The organism is Sphingomonas sp., from assembly GCF_048595155.1.
GTDB lineage: Bacteria > Pseudomonadota > Alphaproteobacteria > Sphingomonadales > Sphingomonadaceae > Sphingomonas_I.
Genome location: NZ_JBMDXN010000070.1, coordinates 1 through 23,997, shown reverse-complemented (window position 1 = coordinate 23,997; position 23,997 = coordinate 1). Strand labels below are relative to the sequence as shown.

General features: G+C 64.0%; 20 protein-coding genes. 7 read left to right on the top strand and 13 right to left on the bottom strand.

From position 1 onward, the window contains the following. Positions 1 to 70: 70 nt before the first annotated feature. A complete protein-coding gene (locus ACOJSI_RS11235; RefSeq protein ID WP_420138380.1) occupies positions 71 to 3,205 on the top strand; it encodes a TonB-dependent receptor domain-containing protein in 3,135 nt (1,044 codons plus the stop codon). A gap of 490 nt (positions 3,206 to 3,695) precedes the next feature. Here the strand turns inward: ACOJSI_RS11235 and ACOJSI_RS11230 are convergent, their stop codons facing one another. From ACOJSI_RS11230 to ACOJSI_RS11215, 4 genes are all read right to left on the bottom strand, one after another. Beyond that, positions 3,696 to 3,959 carry a hypothetical protein gene (locus tag ACOJSI_RS11230; RefSeq protein ID WP_420138379.1) on the bottom strand — a complete coding sequence of 88 codons (264 nt, stop codon included), beginning with the start codon at positions 3,957 to 3,959 and terminating at the stop codon, positions 3,696 to 3,698. A gap of 199 nt (positions 3,960 to 4,158) precedes the next feature. Beyond that, on the bottom strand, positions 4,159 to 4,497 hold the full coding sequence (locus tag ACOJSI_RS11225; RefSeq protein WP_420138378.1) for a hypothetical protein: 339 nt from the start codon (positions 4,495 to 4,497) through the stop codon (positions 4,159 to 4,161). After that, on the bottom strand, positions 4,494 to 5,945 hold the full coding sequence (locus tag ACOJSI_RS11220) for a L,D-transpeptidase family protein (RefSeq protein WP_420138377.1): 1,452 nt from the start codon (positions 5,943 to 5,945) through the stop codon (positions 4,494 to 4,496). The genes ACOJSI_RS11225 and ACOJSI_RS11220 overlap by 4 nt, the downstream gene beginning before the upstream one ends. Before the next feature lie 173 nt (positions 5,946 to 6,118). Further along, positions 6,119 to 8,518, bottom strand: coding sequence for a DUF3772 domain-containing protein (locus ACOJSI_RS11215; RefSeq protein ID WP_420138376.1), 2,400 nt, complete (start codon positions 8,516 to 8,518; stop codon positions 6,119 to 6,121). A 259-nt stretch (positions 8,519 to 8,777) separates the two neighbouring features. On the opposite strand from ACOJSI_RS11215, the gene ACOJSI_RS11210 reads away from it, so the two are divergent. The 3 genes from ACOJSI_RS11210 to ACOJSI_RS11200 are packed head-to-tail and all read left to right on the top strand — an operon-like array spanning position 8,778 to position 11,017. Further along, the gene (locus ACOJSI_RS11210) at positions 8,778 to 9,146 is read left to right on the top strand and encodes a hypothetical protein (protein ID WP_420138375.1); all 369 of its coding nucleotides are present in this window, start codon (positions 8,778 to 8,780) and stop codon (positions 9,144 to 9,146) included. After that, on the top strand, positions 9,143 to 10,078 hold the full coding sequence (locus ACOJSI_RS11205) for an alpha/beta fold hydrolase (protein WP_420138374.1): 936 nt from the start codon (positions 9,143 to 9,145) through the stop codon (positions 10,076 to 10,078). Before ACOJSI_RS11210 ends, ACOJSI_RS11205 begins: the two co-directional genes overlap by 4 nt. Positions 10,079 to 10,084: 6 nt before the next feature. Next, positions 10,085 to 11,017, top strand: coding sequence for a LysR substrate-binding domain-containing protein (locus tag ACOJSI_RS11200; RefSeq protein ID WP_420138373.1), 933 nt, complete (start codon positions 10,085 to 10,087; stop codon positions 11,015 to 11,017). A gap of 27 nt (positions 11,018 to 11,044) precedes the next feature. Here the strand turns inward: ACOJSI_RS11200 and ACOJSI_RS11195 are convergent, their stop codons facing one another. After that, on the bottom strand, positions 11,045 to 12,625 hold the full coding sequence (locus ACOJSI_RS11195; protein WP_420138372.1) for an aldehyde dehydrogenase (NADP(+)): 1,581 nt from the start codon (positions 12,623 to 12,625) through the stop codon (positions 11,045 to 11,047). 88 nt (positions 12,626 to 12,713) lie between these two features. Next, positions 12,714 to 13,463, bottom strand: a complete 750-nt coding sequence (locus ACOJSI_RS11190) for a hypothetical protein (RefSeq protein ID WP_420138371.1) — start codon at positions 13,461 to 13,463, stop codon at positions 12,714 to 12,716. A gap of 156 nt (positions 13,464 to 13,619) precedes the next feature. On the opposite strand from ACOJSI_RS11190, the gene ACOJSI_RS11185 reads away from it, so the two are divergent. Next, on the top strand, positions 13,620 to 14,777 hold the full coding sequence (locus ACOJSI_RS11185) for a glycosyltransferase (protein WP_420138370.1): 1,158 nt from the start codon (positions 13,620 to 13,622) through the stop codon (positions 14,775 to 14,777). Between the two features lie 44 nt (positions 14,778 to 14,821). Here ACOJSI_RS11185 and ACOJSI_RS11180 read toward each other — a convergent pair whose 3' ends face one another. The 3 genes from ACOJSI_RS11180 to ACOJSI_RS11170 form a co-directional block, all read right to left on the bottom strand. Beyond that, a complete protein-coding gene (locus ACOJSI_RS11180) occupies positions 14,822 to 16,315 on the bottom strand; it encodes a DUF389 domain-containing protein (RefSeq protein WP_420138369.1) in 1,494 nt (497 codons plus the stop codon). 91 nt (positions 16,316 to 16,406) lie between these two features. Beyond that, the gene (locus ACOJSI_RS11175; protein ID WP_420138368.1) at positions 16,407 to 17,264 is read right to left on the bottom strand and encodes a hypothetical protein; all 858 of its coding nucleotides are present in this window, start codon (positions 17,262 to 17,264) and stop codon (positions 16,407 to 16,409) included. A gap of 114 nt (positions 17,265 to 17,378) precedes the next feature. Further along, a complete protein-coding gene (locus tag ACOJSI_RS11170) occupies positions 17,379 to 17,885 on the bottom strand; it encodes a hypothetical protein (RefSeq protein WP_420138367.1) in 507 nt (168 codons plus the stop codon). Positions 17,886 to 18,096: 211 nt separating this feature from the next. Between ACOJSI_RS11170 and ACOJSI_RS11165 the strand changes: the two genes are divergently transcribed. Further along, positions 18,097 to 18,642, top strand: coding sequence for a hypothetical protein (locus tag ACOJSI_RS11165; RefSeq protein ID WP_420138366.1), 546 nt, complete (start codon positions 18,097 to 18,099; stop codon positions 18,640 to 18,642). A 31-nt stretch (positions 18,643 to 18,673) separates the two neighbouring features. On the opposite strand, the gene ACOJSI_RS11160 is transcribed toward ACOJSI_RS11165, so the two are convergent. From ACOJSI_RS11160 to ACOJSI_RS11150, 3 genes are all read right to left on the bottom strand, one after another. Further along, a complete protein-coding gene (locus tag ACOJSI_RS11160) occupies positions 18,674 to 19,039 on the bottom strand; it encodes a contact-dependent growth inhibition system immunity protein (protein WP_420138365.1) in 366 nt (121 codons plus the stop codon). 224 nt (positions 19,040 to 19,263) lie between these two features. Further along, a complete protein-coding gene (locus ACOJSI_RS11155) occupies positions 19,264 to 19,824 on the bottom strand; it encodes an inner membrane-spanning protein YciB (RefSeq protein ID WP_420138381.1) in 561 nt (186 codons plus the stop codon). Positions 19,825 to 19,829: 5 nt separating this feature from the next. Then, positions 19,830 to 20,516 carry a Coq4 family protein gene (locus ACOJSI_RS11150; protein ID WP_420138364.1) on the bottom strand — a complete coding sequence of 229 codons (687 nt, stop codon included), beginning with the start codon at positions 20,514 to 20,516 and terminating at the stop codon, positions 19,830 to 19,832. 67 nt (positions 20,517 to 20,583) lie between these two features. Between ACOJSI_RS11150 and ACOJSI_RS11145 the strand changes: the two genes are divergently transcribed. Then, positions 20,584 to 21,198: a TetR/AcrR family transcriptional regulator gene (locus tag ACOJSI_RS11145; RefSeq protein ID WP_420138363.1), complete on the top strand. Its 615-nt coding sequence runs from the start codon at positions 20,584 to 20,586 to the stop codon at positions 21,196 to 21,198. Positions 21,199 to 21,265: 67 nt separating this feature from the next. On the opposite strand, the gene ACOJSI_RS11140 is transcribed toward ACOJSI_RS11145, so the two are convergent. Next, a complete protein-coding gene (locus ACOJSI_RS11140; protein ID WP_420138362.1) occupies positions 21,266 to 23,539 on the bottom strand; it encodes an ATP-dependent helicase in 2,274 nt (757 codons plus the stop codon). Positions 23,540 to 23,997: the final 458 nt, after the last annotated feature.

The window sequence follows — 23,997 nt, the reverse complement described above, 5'->3', positions numbered from 1 at the left end:
GAGGCTTGAACAGCCTTATTCATGAATCAGCAACAAACGGGGCGAACCGGCCCCAATTGGGGATTCGCACATGTTCGTCGCAACCACTCCTTTCGCACGGCGCGCTCGCTCGCTGTTGATCGGTCTCCCGCTCGCCACCGGACTCGCCACCGCGCTTGCCGCACAGGCGCCTACGCCCACGCAGGGCGACACCACGCTTGCCAGCCCCGCCGTCGCAACCGCGCCGACGGGCGGCCCGGAGCAGCAGGCGGCAGAGGCGCCGGCAGAGCAGCAGGAGATCGTGGTTACCGGATCGCGTATCGCGCGCCCGACGCTGGCATCGCCGATCCCGGTCACGAGCGTGTCGGCGGCAGACCTGGCCAAGTCGGGCCAGATCAATATCGGCGATCAGCTGACCCGCCTGCCTGCACTGAGCACCAGCTTCAACCAGGCTGGTTCGGTTGCATTCATCGGGACGTCGGGCCTGAACATTCTCGATCTGCGCAGCCTGGGTTCTTCGCGCACGCTCGTTCTGGTCGATGGTCGCCGGCATATTACGTCGCAGGAAGGCGAGTTCCTTGTCGACACGAACACGATCCCGAACGATCTGATCGATCGTGTCGACATCGTCACTGGTGGCAGCTCGGCCGTTTACGGTTCGGACGCCATGGCGGGTGTGGTCAACTTCGTCCTGAAAAAGGATTATGACGGCATCGGCTTCAATGCCCAGGGTGGCATCACCTCCCATGGTGATCGCGGCACGTACAAGCTTTCCGGCGTGTTCGGGAAGAACTTCGCTGAAGGCCGTGGCAACATCGCTGTCGCACTGGAATATGACCAGGCCCAGTTGGTGACCTACGCAGACCGGAACGGCCTGACCGGGGCATTCAGCGGGCGCAAGCAATTCCAGCAGGTCGATAACCCTGCGGCGGACAATACCATCCCCGATCGTCAGTTCCTGACGGGCATCCACAGCTACGGCTATGCGCAGGGTGGAAACTTCATCGCTTACAATGGCGGCAGTGTCCGCTCTTGCGCAGGCGGCGTGGCGGCGGCGTGCCTCCCCAATGGTTTCCCGCGCATCTTCCAGTTCGCGCAGGATGGCTCGCTGAGCGAGATCAACTACGGACGCGACTTCCGGCCGGCAGGCTCCAACAACAATCAGGGCGGCGATGGCTCGACCTTGTTTGAAAATGGCACGCTGTTGCCGTCCTACAAGCGTTATGTCGCCAACGTGATCGGTCACTACGATGTGTCCGATGCATTCCGCCCTTATTTCGAAGCGAAGTTCGTGCGCGTGAATTCGTTCAACCGGGGCAGCGGCACCTTCTCGCAAGGTGGCGGCCAGGGCGCGGACGAGGAATCCTACAATTATCTGAACGTGACGCCGATCCAGTTCGACAATGCCTTCCTGACGCCGCAGGCGCGTGGATTGATCCAGTCGATGCTGCCCGCAGGTTCGTCCTTCTTCACGCTCAACCGCAGCAACGACGATCTGGGTACGCGCGACGAGCGCGATCGCCGCGATACGTGGCGGATCGTCGGCGGCGTGCAGGGCACGTTCAACGACGACTGGAAATATGACGTTGCGGTCAATTATGGACAGCTGAAGACGCGCTCCAGCTTCTACAACAATCGTATCGAAGAGAATTTCTACAAGTCGATCGATGCGGTCCGTAACTCGGCGGGCCAGATCGTCTGCCGCGTGAATCAGATCAGCGTGACCGATCCGGCATGCGCGCCGCTGGATCTGCTGGGCGAGAATGCGACCGCGCAGTCACCGGCGCAGCGTGCTGCCGCGCTCGCTTATGCCTTCACCACGTCGCACCGGCGTGGCAAGGCGACCGAGTTCGACATCACCGCCAACGTCACGGGCGACAGCTCGCAACTCTTTGAACTGCCAGGCGGACCAGTGCGGTTCTCGCTGGGTGGCGAATATCGTCGCGAAACGGCGTCTTATTCCTATGACGAGCTGGTGCGATCGGGTGCCACGTTCCTGAACGCCATCCCCGATTTCAATCCGCCGTCGTTCGCGGTGAAGGAAGCCTTCGGCGAAATCGAATTCCCGATCTTGCGCGATCGTCCGTTCTTCCAGGAATTGACGATCAATGGAGCGGCCCGCGTTTCCGACTATAAGGGATCGGCGGGTACGGTCTGGGCCTATAATGGCGGTCTGGTCTATGCGCCGGTCAACGACATTCGCTTCCGTGTGAATTATTCGAAGTCGGTTCGTGCGCCTACGCTGGGTGATCTCTACGCGTCCAACTCGATCAATTATGCGAGCGTGACCGACCCCTGCGACGTCAACTATATCGACAAGGGCTCGAGCACCCGTGCCGCCAACTGCCGCGCAGCTGGCGTGCCGGTCGGTTTCGAGAATTCGGTGACGCGTGGCAGCACGTTGCAGATCTTGTCGGGCGGCAACCCCGATCTGGGCATCGAAAAGTCCCGGAGCTGGACCTACGGCGTGATCCTGCAGCCGCGCTTCATTCCCGGCCTGTCGGTGACCGTGGATTATTACGACATCAAGATCCGCTCGGTTATCGCGTCGGTCGATGCGCAGGACATCCTGAACGGCTGCTATGACGCTGCCGATCTGAATAATTCATTCTGCTCGTTGATCTTCCCGCGCGCCGCCGGCGGCGATTTCCAGCTTCCGGCGCTGCTGCAGTCGTCGCTCAACTTCTCGGCCGAGCGCGCCAAGGGTATCGACGTCGATGTCGCCTACAATCATAGCTTCGATAGCGACAATCGCCTCGCGCTGCGGTTCATCGGCACCTGGAATCGCTTCCGGACCGACTATCCGTACATCGACGATCCGTCACGGCCTCAGCGTCTGAAGGGGACGCTCGGTCAGCCGAGCATCCAGTTCAACGTGGATGCGGATTATACCTTCAAGGCGCTCACGGTCGGCTACACGTTCCGCTATCTCGGCAAGCAGTCGATCACCGATTATGAAACGCAGCATGTTGTCGCCGGCCTCGATGGGACGCCTTACGATCCCTTCTATGCCGATCGTAAGAACTATCCACATGTCGTGTACCACGATGCCCGCTTCAACGTGCGCGTCGATGAGCGGATGAGCGTTTATGGTGGCGTCAATAATATCGGGGATCGCAAGCCGCCGCTCGGCCTGATCGGTAACGGCAGTGCCTATAACGGGTACGACACGATCTATGACAATATCGGCCGCTTCATGTACCTGGGCGTCCGCGTAAAGATCTGATGAGAATGGCCTGATCCCAAGGTGGGTGCGCGACGCATCCACCGTAGGATCGGTGTTACATGACGACCCTTTCAGGCGGTGTTTCGGATGGTGACCAGCGAATTTGCTGCGATCCTCCCCGGAGCACCGCCTGCGTGCATTTGAGCATATGGCCGAGGCCGTTCGCTCGTTGGGCTGGGCTCTAAGCCTGGATGGCACCGGCTTTAGCGCGAAGTGGGGCGGCGATACGCGCGAGGCAGCAGAGGTTCGTTATGTTGGCGATAGCGGGGCCGGCGGGCTCCCGCCGAACGGGTCAGCTTCTCGTGCCTCCACCCTGTTGGGCAGACACGGATCCTAAGCAGGAGGTGTCGATGGCGTGGTCGCGCCTTTCGCGCCGTGGAAAACCGCGCTCGGCACATGGCCGGGCACAGCCTTTCAGGAAAGATCAGGCGGGTTTCTGCTTGCCCGTGCCCGCCCCGTTGGTCGATTAGCCGAGGGGGCGACCCCGTCTTCAAAGCCCGAGTTGTTCCAGCGCATCTGCCAGTTCGGCATCGATCGCGCCCTCTTCTTTGGGCGACAGGCGGTTCAGGACGGTCTGCAGCCGCTTCTGTGCGACCTGCAAGGTCTTATGCCGTACTTCTCGTGACAAGTTCGTGCGCCAGGACGAACTTCCGCCCAACAAACCTGCCCATTTGGCCTCTTCGGCGGTGAGGACGGCGAGGGCGAGGCGCAATCCGTCGCGCCGCCCGCGCGCATAATCTTCAGCGTCAGACATTCCGTTTCTCTGCGCATTGGCTAGGCCAGCCGACTAGCCGATGCGGTCATCAAGATGAAGCTTGGTGTGCGTTGGGAAGGCGGCCCGCCGACACGCGGCGAGCCGGTTCCTCAGTCCTTTGTGCAGGATCAACATCCGCCGCGCATGTGCCGAGCACGATGCACAGCCGATTGCAGGCGTCACGAACGCCTGGGTCGCGTTAATTCTCGTTCGAGGCCGGCCCGCTCGTGTCGTCGCCGCTTTGTACCGGGGCCGTCATACCGCTGGCGTCAGCGTCATCCTGCATCTGGGCTTCTGCCGATGGCGGTTCAGCAGGCGGGATGACCGGCTTTTCCGTGGCGACGGGGGTCGGCGGCGCGGTCGGCGCGTCGGTCGCGGGCGTTGGCTGTGGTGGCGTCACCGGGCGCGTGTCAGACGCATTCTCCGTCTCGGCATTCTCGCTGCTCCAATGCTTCTTCTCGCCGCAGGCGGTCACGCCCAGCGCGACCGCAAAGAGCAGCCCGCCCGATGCAAAGCGGCCCATCTTGCCCATGATCATCTTACCCCTTTCAGCACGTCTGCCACCAATTCCTTGCGGTCGCGCCCATCGATCTTGTCCATCAGGCCGCTATCCCATCCATAAGGATCGCCGCGAAAGCTGATCTGGCCATTCGCGCTGGCGAAGGCGGTCCAATAGAGCAGGTAGACGGCCACCGGCGTCTGCAGACGCGCGCGCACCGTATCGCCCTTGTCGATCGTCGCCTTGATCGCGTCGGGCGCCCAATCGGGCGTATCCTTCAACAACAGCTCCGCCAATTCGCCCGGCTTTTCCAACCGTACGCAGCCATGGCTGGACAGCCGGCTGTAGAGCGCGAACGTCGATTGGGTCGGCGTGTCGTGCAGATAGACGGCATAGGGATTGTCGAAATCGAACTTATACCGGCCGAGCGCGCTTTTGGTGCCGGCCTGCTGCTGCAGACGGCTCCCCCCGTCCGCCAGCGAGATGACCTTGAAGCCGTTGCGCTTGAAATAGCCGGGGTTCGCCTTCTCCTTCGGCCACAATTCCTTGGTGGCGATCGACGTCGGCACATTCCAGGGCGGGTTCAGGACGATGCTGGTGATCGTCGATTGCAGCATCGGGGTTTCGTCGCCCGGCCGGCCGGTCACGGCGCGCATCGATTTTACGGGCACGTCGCCGTCAAACACTGTCAGGACGGCGGCGGCGATATTCACCTGGATGCGGTTGCGCGCGAGTTGCGGCGGCAGCCAGCGCCAGCGTTCCATATTCGCCAGGATCTGCCGGATGCGTACCGACACAGGTACGTTCAAGGCGGCGATCGTCTGCGTCGACACGATACCACTCGGGTTGAGGCCATAGCGCCGCTGTGCGCGGCGGACCGCATCCAGCAGCGCATCGTCGAACGCATCGCCATCGGTGGAGACCGCTTTGTCCTCAACCGCCAGGCGCTTGCGCAACGCGACGACGCGCGCGCCGGTCACGCCGGGCATGATGTCGGGACCGGGCTCCAGGCGCGGCCAGCCGCCATCGGCCTGGATCTGGCGATAGGTCGCAAGGCCGCGCCGTAACCCATCATAGCCCGCATAAGGCGGGGGCAGGCTTGCCAGCCACGCGCGCAGCTTGTCCTGCGCCACGGCCGCAGCGAAGGAGGGGCGGGGGTCATATGGCGCGGGGCGCAGGCCCCATTCCCGCAGGAAATCACCGCTATCCAGCTGCCCGGCATGAACCGCACGCGCATAATCGAGAATGGCGGAGATCAGCGCCTGATCGCCCGCCTGCGCTTCGTCGCTGGTGAGCGTACGATCAGTGAGCCCCTGCGCTTGGGCTTGGGCGAGGGCTGCGCGCAAATCGCTGATCTGGCTCTTGCCGAGCCTTGGGATCGGAACCGGGGCGGGGATAGAAACCGGAGCGGGCGGAGGAGGAGGTGATGCGAGATCTTGCGCCAGGACGGGTGTCGCCAGCAGCGAGGAGGTAAGCAAACCGGTCATACCGCCGGCAAGACGCCGCCGCCATTTCAAGATAGTTTCAGCCATCGCTTCATCGCAACTCCACACGGACGCACCGCCCGTAAAGAGCCTCTACATCTCCGTGCCTTGGGTGCAAGGCGAACCCGCAGGCACAGCACCGCAGCAAAGTGTGCAGGGCATCGGTAAGTCGCAGGTCAGGCGTCGGCCTCGCCGGTGTCGCGAGGGTCAAGCCCGGGGGCGGCGATGAGCTCAATCTGCTGCTTGGTCCCGATCTCGATCCCGGCCTCGGCGCAGCGTTCGAGCAGGGCGAACAGGATCTCGCTGCGGATGCCGTAGGTGGCGCGAGGGCTGGCGGCATAGGCGAAGCAATTGAAAAAGATGCGGTTGTCGGCGAGTTGATCGATGTAGACCGACGGCGCGGGATCGGTGAGGACGCGGGGATTGTCCTCAAGGATGCTGGTGACGATGTCGCGAACCTGGCCGGCATTGGTGCCGAGCCGGACGGAGAATTGCAGCTGAATACGGCCGAGCGGATCGGCCAGCGTCATATTCTGGATCGTCTTGGTGATGAGTTCGGAGTTCGGCACGATCAGCGTCGACCCGTCGGCCACCTTGATCTCTGTGGCGCGGACACGGATGCGCTTCACGTCGCCTTCCTGGTCCGCGATCTTCACCCAGTCCCCGATTTTTACAGGGCGTTCTGCCAACAAGATCAGGCCGGATACGAAATTTTGCGTGATCGCCTGCAAGCCGAAGCCGATGCCGACGGAAAGGGCGCTGACCAAGAGCGCGATCCGCTCCATGCCCAGCCCGAGCGAGGCGAGCGCCCACAGGCCGGCAAGCACGATGCCGGTGTAGCGCGTCACCATCATGATCGAGTTGCGCGCGCTCGCATCCAGTCGCGTCGCCGGCAAATAGCGCGCGTTCAGCCAGTTCTGAACGACGCCAACCAGGAACAGCGCCAGCACGAAAACGACGATCGCCCGAACGATCGCGCCCGGCGAAATCGTGAGCGCGCCGATGGTGATACCCTGCGCGGCGGACAAGATGGTGCCGAACAAGGAGCCGACGTCGGTGCCGAACGGCATCAGCACGATGCCGAGCGCCAGCGCGAACAGGATGACGCGCAACGCGGCCGATGTCAGGACGCCGACCTGCTCGACCGTCGATTGGCGCACGCCGAGCCCATAATGGGCGGAACGGCCGAGCCTGCTCTTGGAGGAGAAGAGGGTCGTCGAAAGATCGTCGACGGCGTTCAGCAGCAGGTATAGCGCACTGCCGACAATGGCGAGCCAGACGATCGTGAACGCGACGAAGCGCGCCAGGCTGATATAACCGAAAAGCAGCGCGATCATCGCCGCGATACAGGCGGCCCAGCCGACAATGGTAGCGAGCGTCAGGCTGGTCCGTTGCACCGGTGCACTCGTGTCTTCCAGCCCGCGGAGTGCTTCCGCCTGCAGCCGACCGATCGTGAAAAGGAGCCCGATGATCAGGAGAAGGTAGACGAGCGCGACGATGACATCGGCCGCTGCGGCCGCCGGCCCGCTGATGCCGATGGCGTCATTGGTGCGCATGAACAGCAGGCTGATCACCGTCAGCCCGGCGGCGAACCAGGTCCAGATCCGGATCGGAGCGACCGCCTGATCGCTGACCGGCAGGGGCCGCCAGCCCGGCTCACGCCGCTGCAGCAGGGCGCCGCCGAGCGCCCAGATCGCCGCGCCGACGAAGGAGATATGGATCAGCGAGGTCGCGATTGTATCCCATCCGGGTGAGAGCATGCTGGCCCAGCGCAGCCCCTGTACCAGGCACAATGCCGCGAAGCCGGGTGCCAAAGTCCCGACCAGGACCAGCCAGACGGCGTAGCTCGATCGGCGAACGCGACTGGTTGGGGCGCGCTCGACCAAGTAGCGCCGGCCCGCACGACGCAACCACATCCGCACAGGCACAAGCAGCGCAACTGCGATCAGCGCGCCGAGCAGCGCGATCCAGGAACGCGACGACAGCAGCCCCGCGAGAAACGTATCGGCGCCATGCCGCATGAACGCGATCGTCCGCCGCATGTCGCGCGGGAAGTTTCGCGCCACCGGCGACCAGAAAGCCGGGGAGAGCGGCGATGCGGTATGCGCCGACATGCGCTGATTGAATTGTTCGGCCTGGCTGGCGGCGATGTCATCGGAAAGTTGCTGTGCGTCGATAGCCAGCAGCTTCGCGCGCTTGATTTGGGAATCCAGCGTGGCCCGCTGTTGCGCCAGCAACCTGCGTTGCGCGCGGATATCCGGCGCTTCGACGATACCGGTCGGCACTGGGCCGAGCTGCGCAATCCGCGCATCGATCAGATCCATCTGTGTCTGCAGCGTCGCGGCGGCGGTATTGGCCTGGCTCGCAACTGTGTTGGCGCGATCGCGCGCATCGTCGCGTTCCGAGCGGCTCAGCCGGCTGTCCAGCGACTTGTCGACAGCCGTGAGGGTCTTGCGTCCTTCGTCCAGCGTCTGCCCTGCCGCTATCGAAGGATCCGGGCTGCCCAATTGTGCGCGGACCGGAGGGGCCATTGCCGCCAGGAGCAAGAGCATCAGACATTGGGCGAGCGCTTTCATGTGGACTCCATGACGCCGACCCCCGGGAAACGCCACCGCCGCGAAGTCGTTCATCGGTCGCGACGGGCGCTCCGGCGCCTTCCGCTTCAAGGCGGCCGGGAGCATCAATATAGATCCTTATCGGCAACACTGACTTACCCGAGGGGCCGCTATGCATGCGCGGCGGGCGAAGGCATCCTTACCAGACGCCCCATGGCAAGATGCCGGGCGGAGACCGCCGCGCAGCCGGACCGCGTGCGGCCGGACGGAAAGTGATGTCATGATCTCCCTCATACCCGAGAAAATGGAAGCGTTCCTGGCGCAGGACGATGGTCAGCCGATCTTCATGCTCAACCTGCTGCGCTTTGCGCCCAATGGGGGCCGGGACATGTATCGCGATTATCTGGAGATCATTGCACCTATCGTACTGTGGCATGGGGGAGCCATTCGCTTCGCCGGCGAAAATCTGAGCGCGCTCTGTGCCGAGTTCGGCCAGACCTGGGATGCAATTGCCTTGATTAACTATCCAAGCCGTAGCGCGTTTGCCGACCTGATTGCCGACCCTGACTATGCCGCAGCGGAGGTGCTTCAAAGAGACGCGATCGCCGAAGCGGTGTTCCACCCCCTCAAGATGGTGCCATACCCATGAGACATAGTGATGTAGATGTCGGCGACGTTCAGTTGCACGTTGTCGAAGTGGGCGATGGACGCCCCGTGTTGTTCTGCCATGGCTTTCCAGAGGTCTGGATCGGCTGGCGGCTGCAGATGGAAGCGGTGGCCGCGGCGGGGTATCGCGCGATCGCCATGGATATGCGCGGCTATGGCCGCAGTACCGGCCCGGTCGAAGCGACCGCCTATACGCCGTTCCATACTGTCGGCGACATGGTGGGTCTGCTCGACGCGTTGCAGCTGACTGATGCTGCGATCGTCGGCCACGATTTCGGTGCCGGCACCGCCTGGTATGCCGGACTGCTGCGCCCCGACCGCTTCAAAGCGATCGTCGGCATGAGCGTGCCCTTCTTCCCGGCGGGCGGACCCAGCCTGTTCGAGCGGATGGAAGCGGCCGGCAAGCATGATTTCTACATGTTCCGGCAGCGCGAGCCCGAGGCGGACCTGCGTTGGGCGGATGCCGCGAGGACGTATCCAGCCGCGCTTTACTGGACGTCGGGATCGCCGCTGCCGCAGGATCAATGGGACCCGTTCGATCCGGCGCGCGAGATGCTGCGACCCGCGCCGGCCGATGCACCATCCTGGGCGGACCCGACCGATGTGGCGTATACGGTCGCCGAATTCCAGCGAACAGGCTTTCACCGGCCGTTGAACTATTACCGATCGGGCCAGCCGTTCGCGCGCATCAATCGCCCGTTCAAGGGGCTGCAAATCCATCAGCCAAGCCTGTTCCTGGCCGGCGCGGTGGACGGGCTAGCGAAGGTTCGCCCCTATGATGAAGCGGCGCTTCGTCGCGATGTGCCGGGGCTTCGCAAGATGGCGGTGCTGCCGGATGTCGGCCATTGGCCGCATCGTGAGCAGCCAGAGGTCACCAACGAACTGCTCGTGAACTTCCTGACGGATGTCTATTGATCGGTTATGCTTGTCGATGACCTGGACGTATCGCTTCCGCAATTACGCTGTTTCATCGCAGTGATCGATGCGACCTCGCTGGCTGAAGCGGGGCGGCGCCTGGGCATGTCAGCCGCCAGTGTGTCCAAGGCCATTGTGCGGCTTGAACAATCGACGGGCGCGCGACTACTCCACCGTTCCACTCATGCTCTGTCGCTGACGGCGGAAGGCGAGGCGCTGCTGGAGCCAGCCCGCGCGGTTCTCGCAGCCGCGCTCCATTTCCGCGAGACCGCGGGCGAAGCTGTGTCCGACCGTGGCAGCGGCATGGTGCGCATCAGCGCTTCGGTCGGGTTTTCACGTGCCGTACTTGCGCCTTTGCTGGCAAGTTTCAGGATCGCGCATCCGGACATTGCCCTCGACGTCCGTGCGAGTAACGATTTCGTCAGCCTAGCCGATGAGGGGATCGATCTCGCGCTGCGCAGCGGCCCCTTGGAAGGAATTCCCGGCCATGTTCAGCAGCGCTGGTTTGCCTTTCCATGGATCTTCTGTGCGGCGCCGGCCTATCTCGCCAGGATGGGAACGCCGTCGACCATCGAGGAGCTCAGCGAGCACGATCTGATCGGTTTTCGCAACTTGCGGACGGGTCAGGTCCAAGGCTGGCCGTTTCGAACCGCGGACGGAGAAAGCGGGCGGTTCGCACCGGCCGCCCGTCTGGTGTTCGACGATGGCGACAGTGGCTGGCAGGCGTGCCTTGCGGGTGCCGGCATATCCTGTACGCCGCTGTATCTTGCTGATCAGCCGTTACGCGCGGGACAGGCGACCGAGCTTCTGAAGGCGCATCGGGACGATCCGGTCGCCGTATCGATCATCCGGCGCGAACGGCGGCTGACGCCGCGCCGGGTGACCACCCTGATCGATTATCTCTTGGACCGCGCGCCCCGCTTTACCGGCCTTGGCTAGCCAGCCGAGGCGCGTGGTCCGTCCAGATCAGACTGCCTGGGTCGAGGGCGCGGCGCCGAGCACGGCCCGCTCGACCCCAAGCGGATTGTCGCGACGAAGCTCGGCAGGAAGCAGACCATCCGGCATGTCCTGGTAGCTGACGGGGCGGAGCCACCGCGCGATCGCCAGGCTACCGACCGAGGTCGTGCGGGAGTCGCTCGTGGCGGGGAAGGGGCCCCCATGGACCATCGCATGGCCCACCTCGACGCCGGTGCCGAACCCGTCGAACAGGATGCGACCGACCTTTCGTTCCAGGATCGGGATCAGCTTTGCGGCCTCAGCATGATCTTCTTCCACGACATGGAGCGCGGCGGTCAATTGACCCTCCAGCTTGCCGAGTGCGTCGCGCAGTGCCTCCAGGGAGGGGAAGCGTACGACCAGCGATGCGGCCCCAAAGATTTCGTCCTGCAATTCTTTATGCTGGCCGAACGCCTCGGCGGTTGTTTCGAATAACGCCGCCTGACCGCGATAGAATTCGCCCGCCGCCCCCTGCGCGACGGTACGCACGTCACCATGATCGGCGATCGCAGCGACGGCATTCTCATAAGCGGCATGGATACCTGGTGTGAGCATTGGCTGCGCCTGCATCTGCGCGAGCTCGGCCGCCGCAGCCTGTACGAAGCGATCCAGAGCCGGGCTGTCGACGGCCAGCACCAGACCAGGATTGGTGCAGAATTGACCTGCGCCCAGCGTCAGCGAACCGACGAAGGCCTTGCCGATCGCTTCTGCACGCGCCTCCAGCGCAGGCGGCTGGTGTATGACCGGGTTGATCGAGCTCATCTCCGCATAGACCGGAATGGGTTCGGGGCGGCGCTGCGCGACGTCGAGCAGGGCAAGGCCGCCGCGCCGCGAGCCGGTGAAACCGACCGCCTTGATGCGCGGATCGGCCACCAGATCTACGCCGATCTCATACCCGGCATCGAACAGCAACGAAAAGACGCCCGCCGGCAGCCCCGCATCTGCAACGGCCTTGGCGACCGCGCGGCCGACAAGTTCGGACGTACCCGGATGGGCGGGGTGCGCTTTGGCCACGACCGGTGCGCCCGCTGCCAAAGCCGACGCGGTGTCGCCTCCCGCAACCGAGAAGGCGAGCGGGAAGTTGGACGAGCCGAACACCGCCACCGGACCGAGCGGGATGTTGCGCAGGCGCAGATCGACGCGTGGCGGCACGCGCGCGGGGTCGGCCGGATCGACGCGCAGATCCTGATAGCGTCCGTCCCGCACGACTTGCGCGAACATGCGCAGCTGGCCGACCGTACGCCCGCGCTCGCCTTCCAGACGCGGGCGAGGAAGCCCCGTCTCGGTCATGGCGCGTTCGATCAGGCTGTCACCCAGGTCGAGGATATTCTGCGCGATCGACTCCAGGAAAGCGGCCCGGGCGTCGGCCGGCAGGCTGCGGTAGGTGTCGAACGCGGCTTCTGCCGCCGCACAGGCCGCGTCCAGATCGGCCTTCGTGGCGCCTCCGAACGCCGGCTCCAAAGTCTCGCCCGTAGCCGGATTGACCGCTCGGACGGGCGCTGCCGTTCCACGCCGTGCTTCGCCTGCGATAAACATCTCGCCCTGCATCATGCTGCTGCTTCCTTAGCTGTCGTTCGGCCAGTCGCCGGGTGGGGTGGGTTGGGCATTTGGTCGGCGGCGGCCCGTACATCAAGGCCTGCTATGCAGTTCGGGGCACACTGATCCCCACTTCGGACGGATCGATCTTTGACATCGCTATCGCGGTTTCCATGGCAATGCGGCAGGCGGTGTCGGGTGCAATCGCCGAACGGGCAAGTTCGATCGCTTCCTGAATGGCGAGACCGCCGGCTACCGGCCATTCGCCCGGCGCCCCGCAAAACCGCCCGAGCACGTCCGCGATCACGGGCCAAAAATCCCGTACAACCGCTTCCGGAAGGGTCGCGCTGCCAGTGCCCTCCGGATAGCGCGGCCGGCCGAATTCGGCGCTGCCGACCGTTTTCGCGACGTGGCCGAAGAGTTCGTGGAGATCAGGCAAGGGCGCGCCGGACGTCTCCACCGCCGCAGCGGCCAAACTCCAGACCGAGTATCTATCCTCGGCCAGCGGGGCGTTGAGGGCATCGCCAAAATAGACGCTACGGCCGTCGGCGGTGGTGGCGATGGTGAAAGGCGGTTCACGCCCCTCCGCAGCGGCTATCGCGCGCACGCTGATCTGGCAGGCGAAGCCGGCGACGGCGCCCAGCGCCATGAACAGGGTCTCAACATGCACGCCACGTTCGTCGCGGCTGACATCCATGAGGCGGGCGAGGATGTCCTTCCCTGCGACCTGTGCGCCGGCAAGTGGGTTTTTGGCACGTTGTTCGGCCACAGCGGCTGTCAGCAACGCGTCTCGATCCGTCTCGGGTTGCTCGACATCCGGCTCTTTCCGCCTAAACCATTTGCCCAGCATCACCGTTCCTCCTTCCAAAGCCATATGCCCACATGGCACCAACAAAGCTTAGCGCTGTGATGCGATCCGCCGGACGTGCGCGGGGCAGGCGGTGCCTGCATGGCCGAAACGTCATGAACTTGTCACCGGCACGCAACGCGATGCCGCTACGCGCCAATCATGGCTACACTGCTTGCGCACGCCGATGCATCGCTACAGCTGCCATTTGCCGCTGAGACGAAGCGCGCCAAGCTCGCCATTTTGCTATTTGACCTGGCAGCCACGGGGGTCACCCGCAACGCGCTGATGCTGTCCGCCTATCTCGCCGAAACGGCGGACGTGACCCTGCTGGTCGTGAGCCGCAACGGCGTTCTCGCGCCGCTGGTCGATCCGCGTGTGCACGTGGTCGCGCTGGCACAGCCCAAACGGCGCCCGGGCCTCAGCCATCTCCTCTTCGCTGCGCAGCGGCTGCGTGTCTTCCTGCGTAAGGAAGCGCCAGAAATGCTCCTTTCAGTCGGCAATCGCACGCATCTGGTCGCCAGCTTAGCGGGCAAGGTCGGGCTGCAGACGGCGATGGTTTTTCGGCTGAGCAACAGCTTGGAGCATAAGGGCGGGCGGAGTGGCGCCTTCGGGCGGTTGCGCCGGGCGCTTTCGCTGCGGCTGATCGCGTCGAGCGCGACCGAGTTACTCGCGGTATCGCCGAGCGTGGCGCGCGAAGCGGCCGCGCTTGGCAAGCCGGTGCGCACGATCCGAAACGGCGTGGATGTGGCGGCCGTTCGTGCGCGATCCCGCGAACCCGTGCCGCCGCACGTCTATCTGCCGCTCGACATACCTTGGGCGCTGTCAGTCGGCCGGCTGGTCGAACAGAAGAATCATGAGGCGGCGGTCGACGCGCTGGCGGTCGCCAACCGGACTACGCCGATGGCGCTCGTCATCCTTGGCGAAGGCTCCGACAAGGCAAGAGCCGCTCTACGCGCGCGGGCGCGGCGGCTGGGCGTGGACGACCGTCTGTTCATTATCGGGACGGTCGACAATCCCTTCCCGATCATGCGTCGTGCCAGCGTTTTCCTGATGACGTCGTTGTGGGAGGGCTGCTCGAACGCCCTGCTGGAAGCCATGGCGTGCGGCCTGCCGATCGTCGCATCCGATCGCGCCGGCGACGCGGCCAATCTGCTAGGCTTCGGGCGTTATGGGCTGTTGGTGGATGCGGCCAACCCGGATGATGTCGCTGCAGCGTTGCTGACGCAGATGGGTGAAAGGGCTGTCCTGCCTGGCCGGCGGATCGAAGCGTTCGACATATCCGTGACGCTGAGGAATTACGCCGATCTGCTGGTTTAAGGCGGTCGCGGCTTTCCGCGCATCGACGGCCTATCGCTCCCGCGCTAGCCTTCACGTCGTCTCTGAGGCGGCTGCCACCGCCAACGGAGTGTGCCGCCGTTCGACACGGCCACCGCTCGGCCCCCGCGGGATTGGATGGCGGTCGTGATGGCATCGCGTCGGGCAGCTGTGCCCCCGGCGACCTCCACATCGCGGAGCTGTCGAGCCGAGGCCCATGCGGCAAGATCCAGTGCCTCCGGGTCGATCATCCCCTGATCGATAGCAAGATCGGAGAGTGCCACGTCGGTGGGCGGCGCCAGGTGGACAGTCCAATCCGGCAACGCGCGCGCCGCCCGCGCTTCAAGCTGGCGATAGCCGGCAAGCGTCAACCCCGGCATTCGCGCAGCGGTGGCATCGAGATTACGGGCGGTAGGGTCGACGTGGACCATATCCGTGGAGATGCCGGCGATCAGCGCGAGATCGGCGACGGCGCGGTCATTCTGCTCCGCGGCGCTGGGCTTGGGCGCGTCGGCCGCATGGGCGAGCTGTGCCGCCTCGGCCGCGCCGGGCTCGGGCGAGATGCGGATCTGATCGACGTGCAGATCAACCGGCCGCCCGAACGCACGACCAAGCTCCTCCGCCAGCGCGCGATCGGCGCCGGCCGCGATCTTAGGCGTCAGCATTACGGCACGGATGCGCATCGGCTTTGCGCTTTGATCGATATCCATCAGGCTCAGCCGTGCGCCTTCGGGGAAGCGCTGCTGCAAGATCTCGCGGGCTTGCCGCTGCGCCACGGCCTCGAATGCGATCCGCTTCAGCGCGGCGCCGAGGGGAACCGACAGCAGGCCGACTGCGGCGACGAACAGAATAACCTGCCAACCGGTATGAGCCGGCGAGAGGTGACTGCCAAAGCCATAGAGGCGCGCAACCAGCGCTGCGGTCAGCGCGATCGTGACCGCATTGGTGAGGAACAGGAGCAGCGCGCCGGAGAAGATTGTCCAGTTCCAGGTCGCGATGCCGAAACCCACGACCACTAGCGGCGGCATCAGGGCGATGGCGATTGCAACGCCGACTACCGTGCCGCCCCGACCGCGGATGAGTGCATAGCCCCCGGCGATTGCGGACAGCAGAGCGACCAGCAGGTCGAACAAGGTCGGTTGCGTGCGACCTGCAATCTCGCTCGTCACGGTCTGGACGGGCGAAATGCTTATCAGCACGACCGCAAGCAGTACGGCCATGATCGACCCAAGCAGCAAGGCGGCCGCCGCGCGGCGTATCTCCACGAAGTCGAAGGTTGCAATGCCGAAGCCAAGGCCAATGATAGGCATCATCAGCGGTGACAGGAGCATCGCCCCGATCAGTACGGCCACCGACGGCATCAACAGGCCCAACAGAGAGATTGCCGCCGAAATCAGGATCAAAAACACATAACGGCCGGACCAACCGGCCTCCTCGCTGACCTGCCGCAGCACGCCGTCATGATCGACGGTCCGCACGACATTGAGATGCCACCAGCGCGATAGAATGCGCGGCTCGAATGCCATGGTGTGCGTGTTCATCATTCCCCGGATGTAGCCAACGGTATAGGGGCTATGCTTCAGGCTTCAGGATGTTCCTTCGGGAGCGGGCGCCGGGCGCGTCGGATATGCTTCAGGCTGACGCAATTCTGTTGAGGCCCAGCTTTCTGTAAGTCTGCATGATGCGAGGGTCGTGGGCCGCATAGGCCTCCAGCAGTAACGCCGCCTTGGTGCGGATCACGGGATCGTCCTGTGCGAGCGCAATCAATCGCTCGGGGTTCGCGAACGCTGTCTCGGCATAGGTGTTGAAGTCATTTTCCAGTGAGGTCGCGCCATAGGAGGACAGAAAGCCTTCTTGAACGTTGGCGCCGCCATCATGCCGCAGCGCCTGATCGTTGGTGGGGTCAGGTTCCCAATCGGCCGGCATCAGCATGCGCCACCGCATCTCGATCAACGGCGCGCGCTTTAGCACGAGCGAGCTGAATTCATGATGCACGCCAAGGCGCGCGGTTTCGCGTATCCCGCCCGCGCCGACGCTGGGATCGGCGGCCAGGATGATCCAGGCCGGGCCGTACGTTCCGCCCGCGGCCTCGTTGCCGAAGCGCAGCGTGCCGCAGAGGAAGATCGCCTTGCACAGGCTGGCGTAGAAGCCGGGCGGGTAGACGGCGAGCGATTGGGCAATGGCATCCAGCGCTAGCGCTACGTCCGCAGGTGCCGCCGCCGTCGCGTGCCCGTCGGGGATTATAGCATCGCGTGGTCCGTAGGGCGGCACATAGAAAGAGGCAGGATCGCCATAGCCGATCCGAACGCCATAGGCTTGGTCGATCACGGCTGCCCTCGCAGCCACCTGCTTCGGATCGACCTGGCCGGGGCGAAGCAGCAGATACGTACCGCCGGCTGCCGTCGCCACAGCCGCCAGCTTGAGAAGCAGGCTGCGTCGGTTCAGAAATGCGCGCGTCGCCCGGTGCAATGCTGGGTCGCCAACAACCATTGCCGAAAGAACTCTGCCGCGACAAACATGTTGCGTAAGGCGGTGTGAAGCTGCGACGCTATGGTCGCTTCCCGTCGCAGCCATGCATGCCGCCCGCCTCCAGCCGCGCCGTTGCTATTGCCGTTTGCCTGTCGCCGGATCGAAGCGGATATGCCGCCCCTCCACCGTGTCGAGCACGAAGCTGCCCGTGTCGTCGAAGCCATAGCCGCGGGCCCACTGGCGATGCGAAATGGTTTTCGGGAGCTGCGCCGGCCGCGCGACGACCTCGCTCAGCCGAACGCGAACGGGGATCGCGCGCGGGCGATGAAAAACCAGGACGACCGTGTCGGGGCCAGCGCTCCTGTCGAGAAGGGTGAGGCCTGGATAGATCTCCACCAAGGATCGGCCATTGTCGGCCACGCTGATGCGCGGGCTATCGACCGGCGTTTTCCACAACGGCAGACGCTTGCCGCCAGCACCCTTCCGCCAAATGAGCGCAGATCTATGATCGCCTGCCAGGGTCGCACACGTCCGGTTCGCGCGCGAACAAACGGTCGCAAGCGAAGGGGAGGGCGGAGCATCCGCGCCCGCTGCAACGGCAACGAACATCGAGGAGAAGACCACCAACGGGCGGAGCATCATGCGCTGTACCTCCTAGGGCCGAGAGTGTCTGAAGAACGATAATCGTATCGAAGTCGTGGCATGCTCTGGCTTGACAGGATGCGTGGTTGCCTTCGGTTCGTTGTTTTCGCCTGTGATGGTCGAACGCGATATAATGGCTATTCTCGTTACGAGGTTCAATTTAGTCCAGACAATATTAGCTGTTGCGTAAACTTGTTCGCAGGAGATCGGGATGCTCGCAGGCGACATCGAAGACATGGTCCAATGGGATGCCAATGACCTAGGCGAAGTCACGCTGCATGTTCCTCTGTTCGCGGAGGCGCTGCCGTTTGTGCTGTTCCCGGCCGATGGTGCGCAGCCGGACGTGACCGAGAAGATGGCGGCAACGATCGGCGATATTCTCGCGCTCAGTCCCGAACATCTACGGCAGGTGAAAGACATGCTGTGGGACGAAGCGAACTTCGCGTTCCAGGTTGCGGATTACGGCGTCGAGCCCGAGGAAGGGGAGACGTCGCTGGAGGCCCATTTGCGGGAGTTCGGCATCACCAATCCGGAGGAAGCCTATGCGAAGAGCCGGATCAAGGCCATCCACGTGGCGGACGGCTTCTCGGGCCGCTTTGCCGAGGTGAAGGTGGCCACAGGCGCGGAGAACCTGATCAGCGTCATCGTGAGGAATGGCCGCATCATCGATTGGGACAATGACGGCACCTATCTGGGCTGGTTCGATGAGGATGAGCAGGCGGCTGCCAAAAAGCGTGCGCGCGTGATCGGCGCCTAGCTCTTAGGCCATCGGCGGCCCGGTCGCGCCTTTACCATCGCCCGCGCGAGCCGGAGGCGGCCGCCGGATCAACCGCGATCGCGCGCGCAGCGTTGAGGAATTCGCTGCTGCTGCGCCCCATGTCCGGCGGGTTTATGTCGAACCCCCAGCGCCTCACAAAGGCGACGTCAGGCTCAGCGGCTTCGCGTGCGAGAAAGCGGTCGATGTCCTGGATCAGCATCGCCCGCTGCTGCGGCTCCGCGAGCGTGGCCCATTCGGCGATCGCATCCGAGATCGTCTCATGGAACAGGTCCATATCCTGATGCAGACAGCTTTTAATAACGCCGTCCAGCGTTGGATAATCGGGGTCGGGCGGGATGGTACGCCCGCGCCCGCGCCATAGATCGCCTAGTCGCATGGCCAAAGGCCTCCCGTAACAAGGTTCCGTCATTCTCGCGTGGCATGGCAACCCGGAGCAGCTAACGCCTGCGCGCCCCTCCTTCTCCCAGCGCGGCGTCGAATGAGCCGGATCGCGGCCTCACCGGCGACGATGCTGAATGAGGTTGGGGCGCGACACATCAACGCCTTGCTTCAGCCGGATCTGCCCAGATTGACAGGCGATACCGACATCCGAGGATCGAGTTAAGCAGTAACGGTGACGGCCCGCTGCGCGCGGCGCCTGCCAACGGCCTTCATCGTTACGACCTGTGCAAAGAACAGTACTATCTTGCTGGTTACGGTCCATCCGGCCATGAAGGTCGCCCACGTCAGCAGGCTGGTCGTCAGCGCCAGCACGATGTTGAGTGCCGCGGACACGAACATCAGTGCGGCCCAGATATAGCCGGCGATCACGATTAGATCGGGTACGTGACTGAGCGCCCGCTGCGGCATGTAGCGCGCCATCCAGCCCTGCCGCAGCATCGTGCAGCCTACCAGCGTATAGACAATCGTGGGCTTCAGCATGATGAAGCGCGGGTCGTGTGTCACCAACGTTGTCGCGCTGCCGCCGATGATCGTGACGAGGCTGATCCACTGCAGCGCATCGATCCGCTCGCGACGCCGCAAGCGCAGACCGATTTGTCCCAATGCAAGCGCGACACTTAGCCCAAGCGCGAGCAGCAGGTTCCCCGTCACTGTGTAGAGCCCGAGGAAGAATAAGGTCGATGCCAGGTCGAGCAGGATTGCCCGACCGCCGATCATCATGTCCTTCACGACGCGAGCGCTTCGTAACGATGCGGGGCGCGGATCGCGAGTTCGCGCCGCACCACATCCAGAGGTCGCGCAAGGAACGCCTCATAATCCTGATCCACGAGCCAGCGCGCTTTACCGCCGTTGCAATACGCTTCCCACACCGCCTTGCGCGCTTCACCGGACATGCGTTTCCAAGCCATAGCGATGATCAGCAACTGACCGGGATTGCGGACGTGGCGGTTCATGAACGCGAGCAGGCACAATTCACCGAGCGGATCGCGGCCATAGCCGGTCAGGATATGCGTAAGATCATGGGCATCGCGCATCCGATTGCGGAACAACATGATATCCGGATCAAGTGTCGGCTCGTCCGAGCCGGACGCCATCACCAGGCCGTCCGCCGAGAGCTTCTCCTCCTGCATGAACCGAAGGTAGGTACGTCCGACGCTGCCGGCGGGCAGCGCGGAGAGATAGTCATGATCGGACAGCGCGGCGAGCAGAGATCGGCGCTCCGCCAATATACGCCGTCCGTTGGCGCTGTCGGCAAACCGCGCGAACAGCCGATATCCGGATTTGCCGCGCAGCGCCCGGAAGATAACGAAGATCTGGCGCGTATCTTCCGGATCGTCGCGCAGCGCGCGGACAGCCCGCCACGCGGTAAGAGGGCGGAGCCTGGTATCGATGGTAGACGGATATGTATTCATGGGCCAACCTTTTGCTAGGTGCCGAATATGATCTATCTACAATATTGTCAATAGTGGGAATGGCAGGGTGACCGACCGTCCGAAACGTATCCGCCGCACGGCCGAAGACGCGCGCACCCTGATCCTGGACGCGGCGGAGAAGGTGACCCGAGCTCAGGGGCCGGCAAGCCTGCGCCTGCAAGACGTCGCGCGCGAAGCCGGCGTCTCCCACCCCACCATCCTCCACCATTTCGGCAATCGCGAGGGCCTGCTCCAAGCGCTCAACGCGCGCACCATGACCCAGCTGACGCAAGAGGTCATCGGCGGGATGGGAACTGCCGGGTCGGGCGAGGACGGCGTTGCCCGCACTTTTGCCGCCTATCGCAGCGGCGTGGCCGAGCGGCTCGTCTGGCTCATGCAATCCGGCGCGCATCCGCCAGCCGACCGGCTGAAGCTGTTCGAAGAGATCGTTATCAGTCTACACGAGACGCGCCGCCGCTTTGCACAACCCGGCAATGAACCTGATCTGGCCGACACGCGCCACATCGTGCACCTGACGACCGTCGCTGCGCTGGGCGATGCCTTGTTTGGCGCACGGCTGCGTCAGGCCGGCGACGGAGAAGAGGCTGCGCGTCAAGCTTTCGAGCGATTCCTGGCGGGGATGATCGACGATTTCGTTAATGTGAAGGCCAGCGCGCCCTAGCCGCTAGAGATCAGGCGGGCAGGGGGCTCGATGGAATATGATCGATGGGGCGGCCGGCCCCACCGCCTCACCCGATCGTGATGAAACTGTCCAGCACCCGCTTTCGCCCGGAATGTTCGAAGTCGATTTCCAGCTTGTTGCCTTCGATCTCGGCAATGAGGCCGTAGCCGAATTTGGAGTGGAAGACCCGCTGGCCAAGCGCGATGTCGCTGCGGGGCTTGGCGGCGAAGCTGGCGGCGCTCGCTTTTACTTCGGCAAGGCGCGTCGGGCTCATGTCGAGCGGCTTGCCGACGGCACGCTGCCAACCCGGGCCGCGAGTCTGCGCGCGGGCAACATGGGCGAAGGGATCGGCCTGCTCGCTCCATTGCGCGCGCCAGAGGCTTTCGCCGCCGCTCATCGTCGTCTCGCTGTCGATATGCTCGTCGGGCAGTTCCTTGACGAAGCGCGATGGGATGGAAGATGTCCATTGGCCATAGATGCGGCGGTTCGCCGCGTGCAGGATGAAGGCGCGGCGGCGGGCGCGGGTGATCGCGACATAGGCGAGGCGGCGCTCCTCCTCCAGGCTGGCGGTGCCGCCTTCGTCAATCGCGCGCTGCGACGGGAACACGCCCTCCTCCCAGCCGACCAGGAAGACGGTGTCATATTCCAGCCCCTTGGCGTCGTGGATGGTCATGATCGTCACCTTCGCCTCGTCAGCGTTGGCGTCATTGTCCATCACGAGGCTGACATGTTCCAGGAAGGCGCCAAGCGTCTCATATTCCTCCATCGCGCGTGCAAGCTCGGCGAGGTTCTCGAGCCGGCCCGCGGCTTCCGCCGAGCGTTCGGCCTGCAGCATCGCGGTATAACCGCTCTCGTCGAGCATGATCCGGGCGAGCTCGGCATGGGGAAGTTCGCCGAGCTTCGCGCGCCAGCGGGCGATGTCGCCGATCAGATTGCCGAGCGCACGGCGTGCCTGAGGCGTGAGCTCGTCCGTATCGAGGATACGTGCGGCCGCATGGGTGAGCGGCAGCCCCTCGGCGCGCGCGAGCTGGTGCAGCTTGGTCATCGCCTTGTCGCCGATGCCGCGCTTGGGCGTGTTGACGATCCGCTCGAACGCGAGATCGTCGGCGGGCTGGGCGATCACGCGCAGATAGGCGAGCGCGTCGCGAATTTCGGCGCGCTCGTAGAAGCGGAAACCGCCGACGATGCGATAGGGCATGCCGATCGCGATAAAACGATCCTCGAACTCGCGCGTCTGGAACTGTGCGCGCACGAGGATGGCAATCTGATCCAGTCGCGCGCCTCCACGTTGCGCACTTTCAATCTCTTCCCCAACGCGGCGGGCTTCTTCCGGCCCGTCCCAGATGCCGATGACGCGAACCTTCTCGCCGCTCGCTTCCTCGGTCCACAACGTCTTGCCGAGGCGCCCGCCATTGTTGGCGATCACGCCGGAAGCGGCGGCGAGAATATGCGGCGTGGATCGGTAATTCTGTTCCAACCGGACGATCTTGGCGCCGGGGAAATCGCGCTCGAAGCGCAGGATGTTGGCGACCTCTGCCCCGCGCCAGGAGTAGATGGATTGATCGTCGTCGCCCACGCAGCAGATGTTCTTGCGTTCCTGCGCGAGCAGCCGCAGCCACAGATATTGGCTGGCATTGGTGTCCTGATATTCGTCCACCATGATGTAGCGGAAGCGCTGCTGATAGCTTTCGAGGACATCCCGGTGCGTCTTCAGGATGACCAGCATGTGCAGTAGCAGATCGCCAAAGTCGCAGGCGTTCACGGCCTTCAGCCGGGCCTGATAGGCGGCGTAGAGTTCCTGGCCCCGTCCGTTGGCGAACGCCTCGCTTTCGCCCGCGTCGATCTCCGCCGGCGTCCAGCCGCGGTTCTTCCAGCGATCGATCAATCCGGCGAGCGCACGCGCCGTCCAACGCTTTTCGTCGAGCTCCGCCGCCTGGATCAGCTGTTTGAGCAGGCGAAGCTGATCATCCGTGTCGAGGATGGTGAAATTGCTTTGCAGGCCGACCAGCTCGGCGTGGCGGCGCAGCATCTTGGCGGCAACGGAATGAAAGGTGCCGAGCCACGGCATGCCCTCGACCGCCTCGCCCATGATCCGGCCCACGCGCTCGCGCATCTCCCGCGCAGCCTTGTTGGTGAAGGTGACCGCCAATATCTCGCTCGGCCAGGCACGCCGTGTTGCGATCAGATGCGCCAACCGCGCTGTGAGAGCCGCCGTTTTGCCGGTACCCGCGCCGGCCAATACCAGCACCGGACCCTCCGTGGTCAGCACCGCCTCGCGCTGCGGTTCGTTCAATCCGCGCAAATAGAGCGGGTCGGCGGGGGAGGGGGCAGGGAGACTCACGGGTGAACAGGTAGGGAACGGCAGGCTTTGGGGCAACCGTTACCCACCTTCACAGAGCCGGCCCAGCTGCTGCCGGGAGACGAAATTGATCCGCCGCTATAAAACCGATCCACAATGCAGCGACCGGCGGCGCTGATATCGTCAGACCTGTCCGTGCCCTGATCTGCTGTCGAATGCGGTGCCGTCTCTTTCAACCCGTTGGCGATAACCGAATAATGACAGGAACTATGCGAACGCGGCGGCAGCACCTTGATCCATACGAAAACAATTCGTCTGCCACGAAAAGCCTATCGACCGGCCCTTTCCCGCGACAGATCGCTTCGGAGGCGGAACTTTCCGTCGTCATCGCCGTACCTGCCTTGCCGCCCCGTACCCGGAAGGTGCGGGCGACGGGTCTCACGACCCGGATAGCAAGGAGTCATTCCATGAAGGCCACTTTTCTGATCGCAGCTTCGCTG

Excerpts from the sequence above, each read along its gene's own strand:
- ACOJSI_RS11155 (WP_420138381.1), bottom strand. The coding sequence starts at position 19,824 with ATGATGATCGGCGGTCGGGCAATCCTGCTCGACCTGGCATCGACCTTA.
- ACOJSI_RS11175 (WP_420138368.1), bottom strand. The coding sequence starts at position 17,264 with ATGGTTGTTGGCGACCCAGCATTGCACCGGGCGACGCGCGCATTTCTG.
- ACOJSI_RS11200 (WP_420138373.1), top strand. The coding sequence starts at position 10,085 with ATGCTTGTCGATGACCTGGACGTATCGCTTCCGCAATTACGCTGTTTC.
- ACOJSI_RS11165 (WP_420138366.1), top strand. The coding sequence starts at position 18,097 with ATGCTCGCAGGCGACATCGAAGACATGGTCCAATGGGATGCCAATGAC.
- ACOJSI_RS11205 (WP_420138374.1), top strand. The coding sequence starts at position 9,143 with ATGAGACATAGTGATGTAGATGTCGGCGACGTTCAGTTGCACGTTGTC.
- ACOJSI_RS11220 (WP_420138377.1), bottom strand. The coding sequence starts at position 5,945 with ATGACCGGTTTGCTTACCTCCTCGCTGCTGGCGACACCCGTCCTGGCG.
- ACOJSI_RS11180 (WP_420138369.1), bottom strand. The coding sequence starts at position 16,315 with ATGAACACGCACACCATGGCATTCGAGCCGCGCATTCTATCGCGCTGG.
- ACOJSI_RS11170 (WP_420138367.1), bottom strand. The coding sequence starts at position 17,885 with ATGATGCTCCGCCCGTTGGTGGTCTTCTCCTCGATGTTCGTTGCCGTT.
- ACOJSI_RS11235 (WP_420138380.1), top strand. The coding sequence starts at position 71 with ATGTTCGTCGCAACCACTCCTTTCGCACGGCGCGCTCGCTCGCTGTTG.
- ACOJSI_RS11185 (WP_420138370.1), top strand. The coding sequence starts at position 13,620 with ATGGCTACACTGCTTGCGCACGCCGATGCATCGCTACAGCTGCCATTT.
- ACOJSI_RS11225 (WP_420138378.1), bottom strand. The coding sequence starts at position 4,497 with ATGATCATGGGCAAGATGGGCCGCTTTGCATCGGGCGGGCTGCTCTTT.
- ACOJSI_RS11230 (WP_420138379.1), bottom strand. The coding sequence starts at position 3,959 with ATGTCTGACGCTGAAGATTATGCGCGCGGGCGGCGCGACGGATTGCGC.
- ACOJSI_RS11150 (WP_420138364.1), bottom strand. The coding sequence starts at position 20,516 with ATGAATACATATCCGTCTACCATCGATACCAGGCTCCGCCCTCTTACC.
- ACOJSI_RS11160 (WP_420138365.1), bottom strand. The coding sequence starts at position 19,039 with ATGCGACTAGGCGATCTATGGCGCGGGCGCGGGCGTACCATCCCGCCC.
- ACOJSI_RS11215 (WP_420138376.1), bottom strand. The coding sequence starts at position 8,518 with ATGAAAGCGCTCGCCCAATGTCTGATGCTCTTGCTCCTGGCGGCAATG.
- ACOJSI_RS11210 (WP_420138375.1), top strand. The coding sequence starts at position 8,778 with ATGATCTCCCTCATACCCGAGAAAATGGAAGCGTTCCTGGCGCAGGAC.
- ACOJSI_RS11195 (WP_420138372.1), bottom strand. The coding sequence starts at position 12,625 with ATGATGCAGGGCGAGATGTTTATCGCAGGCGAAGCACGGCGTGGAACG.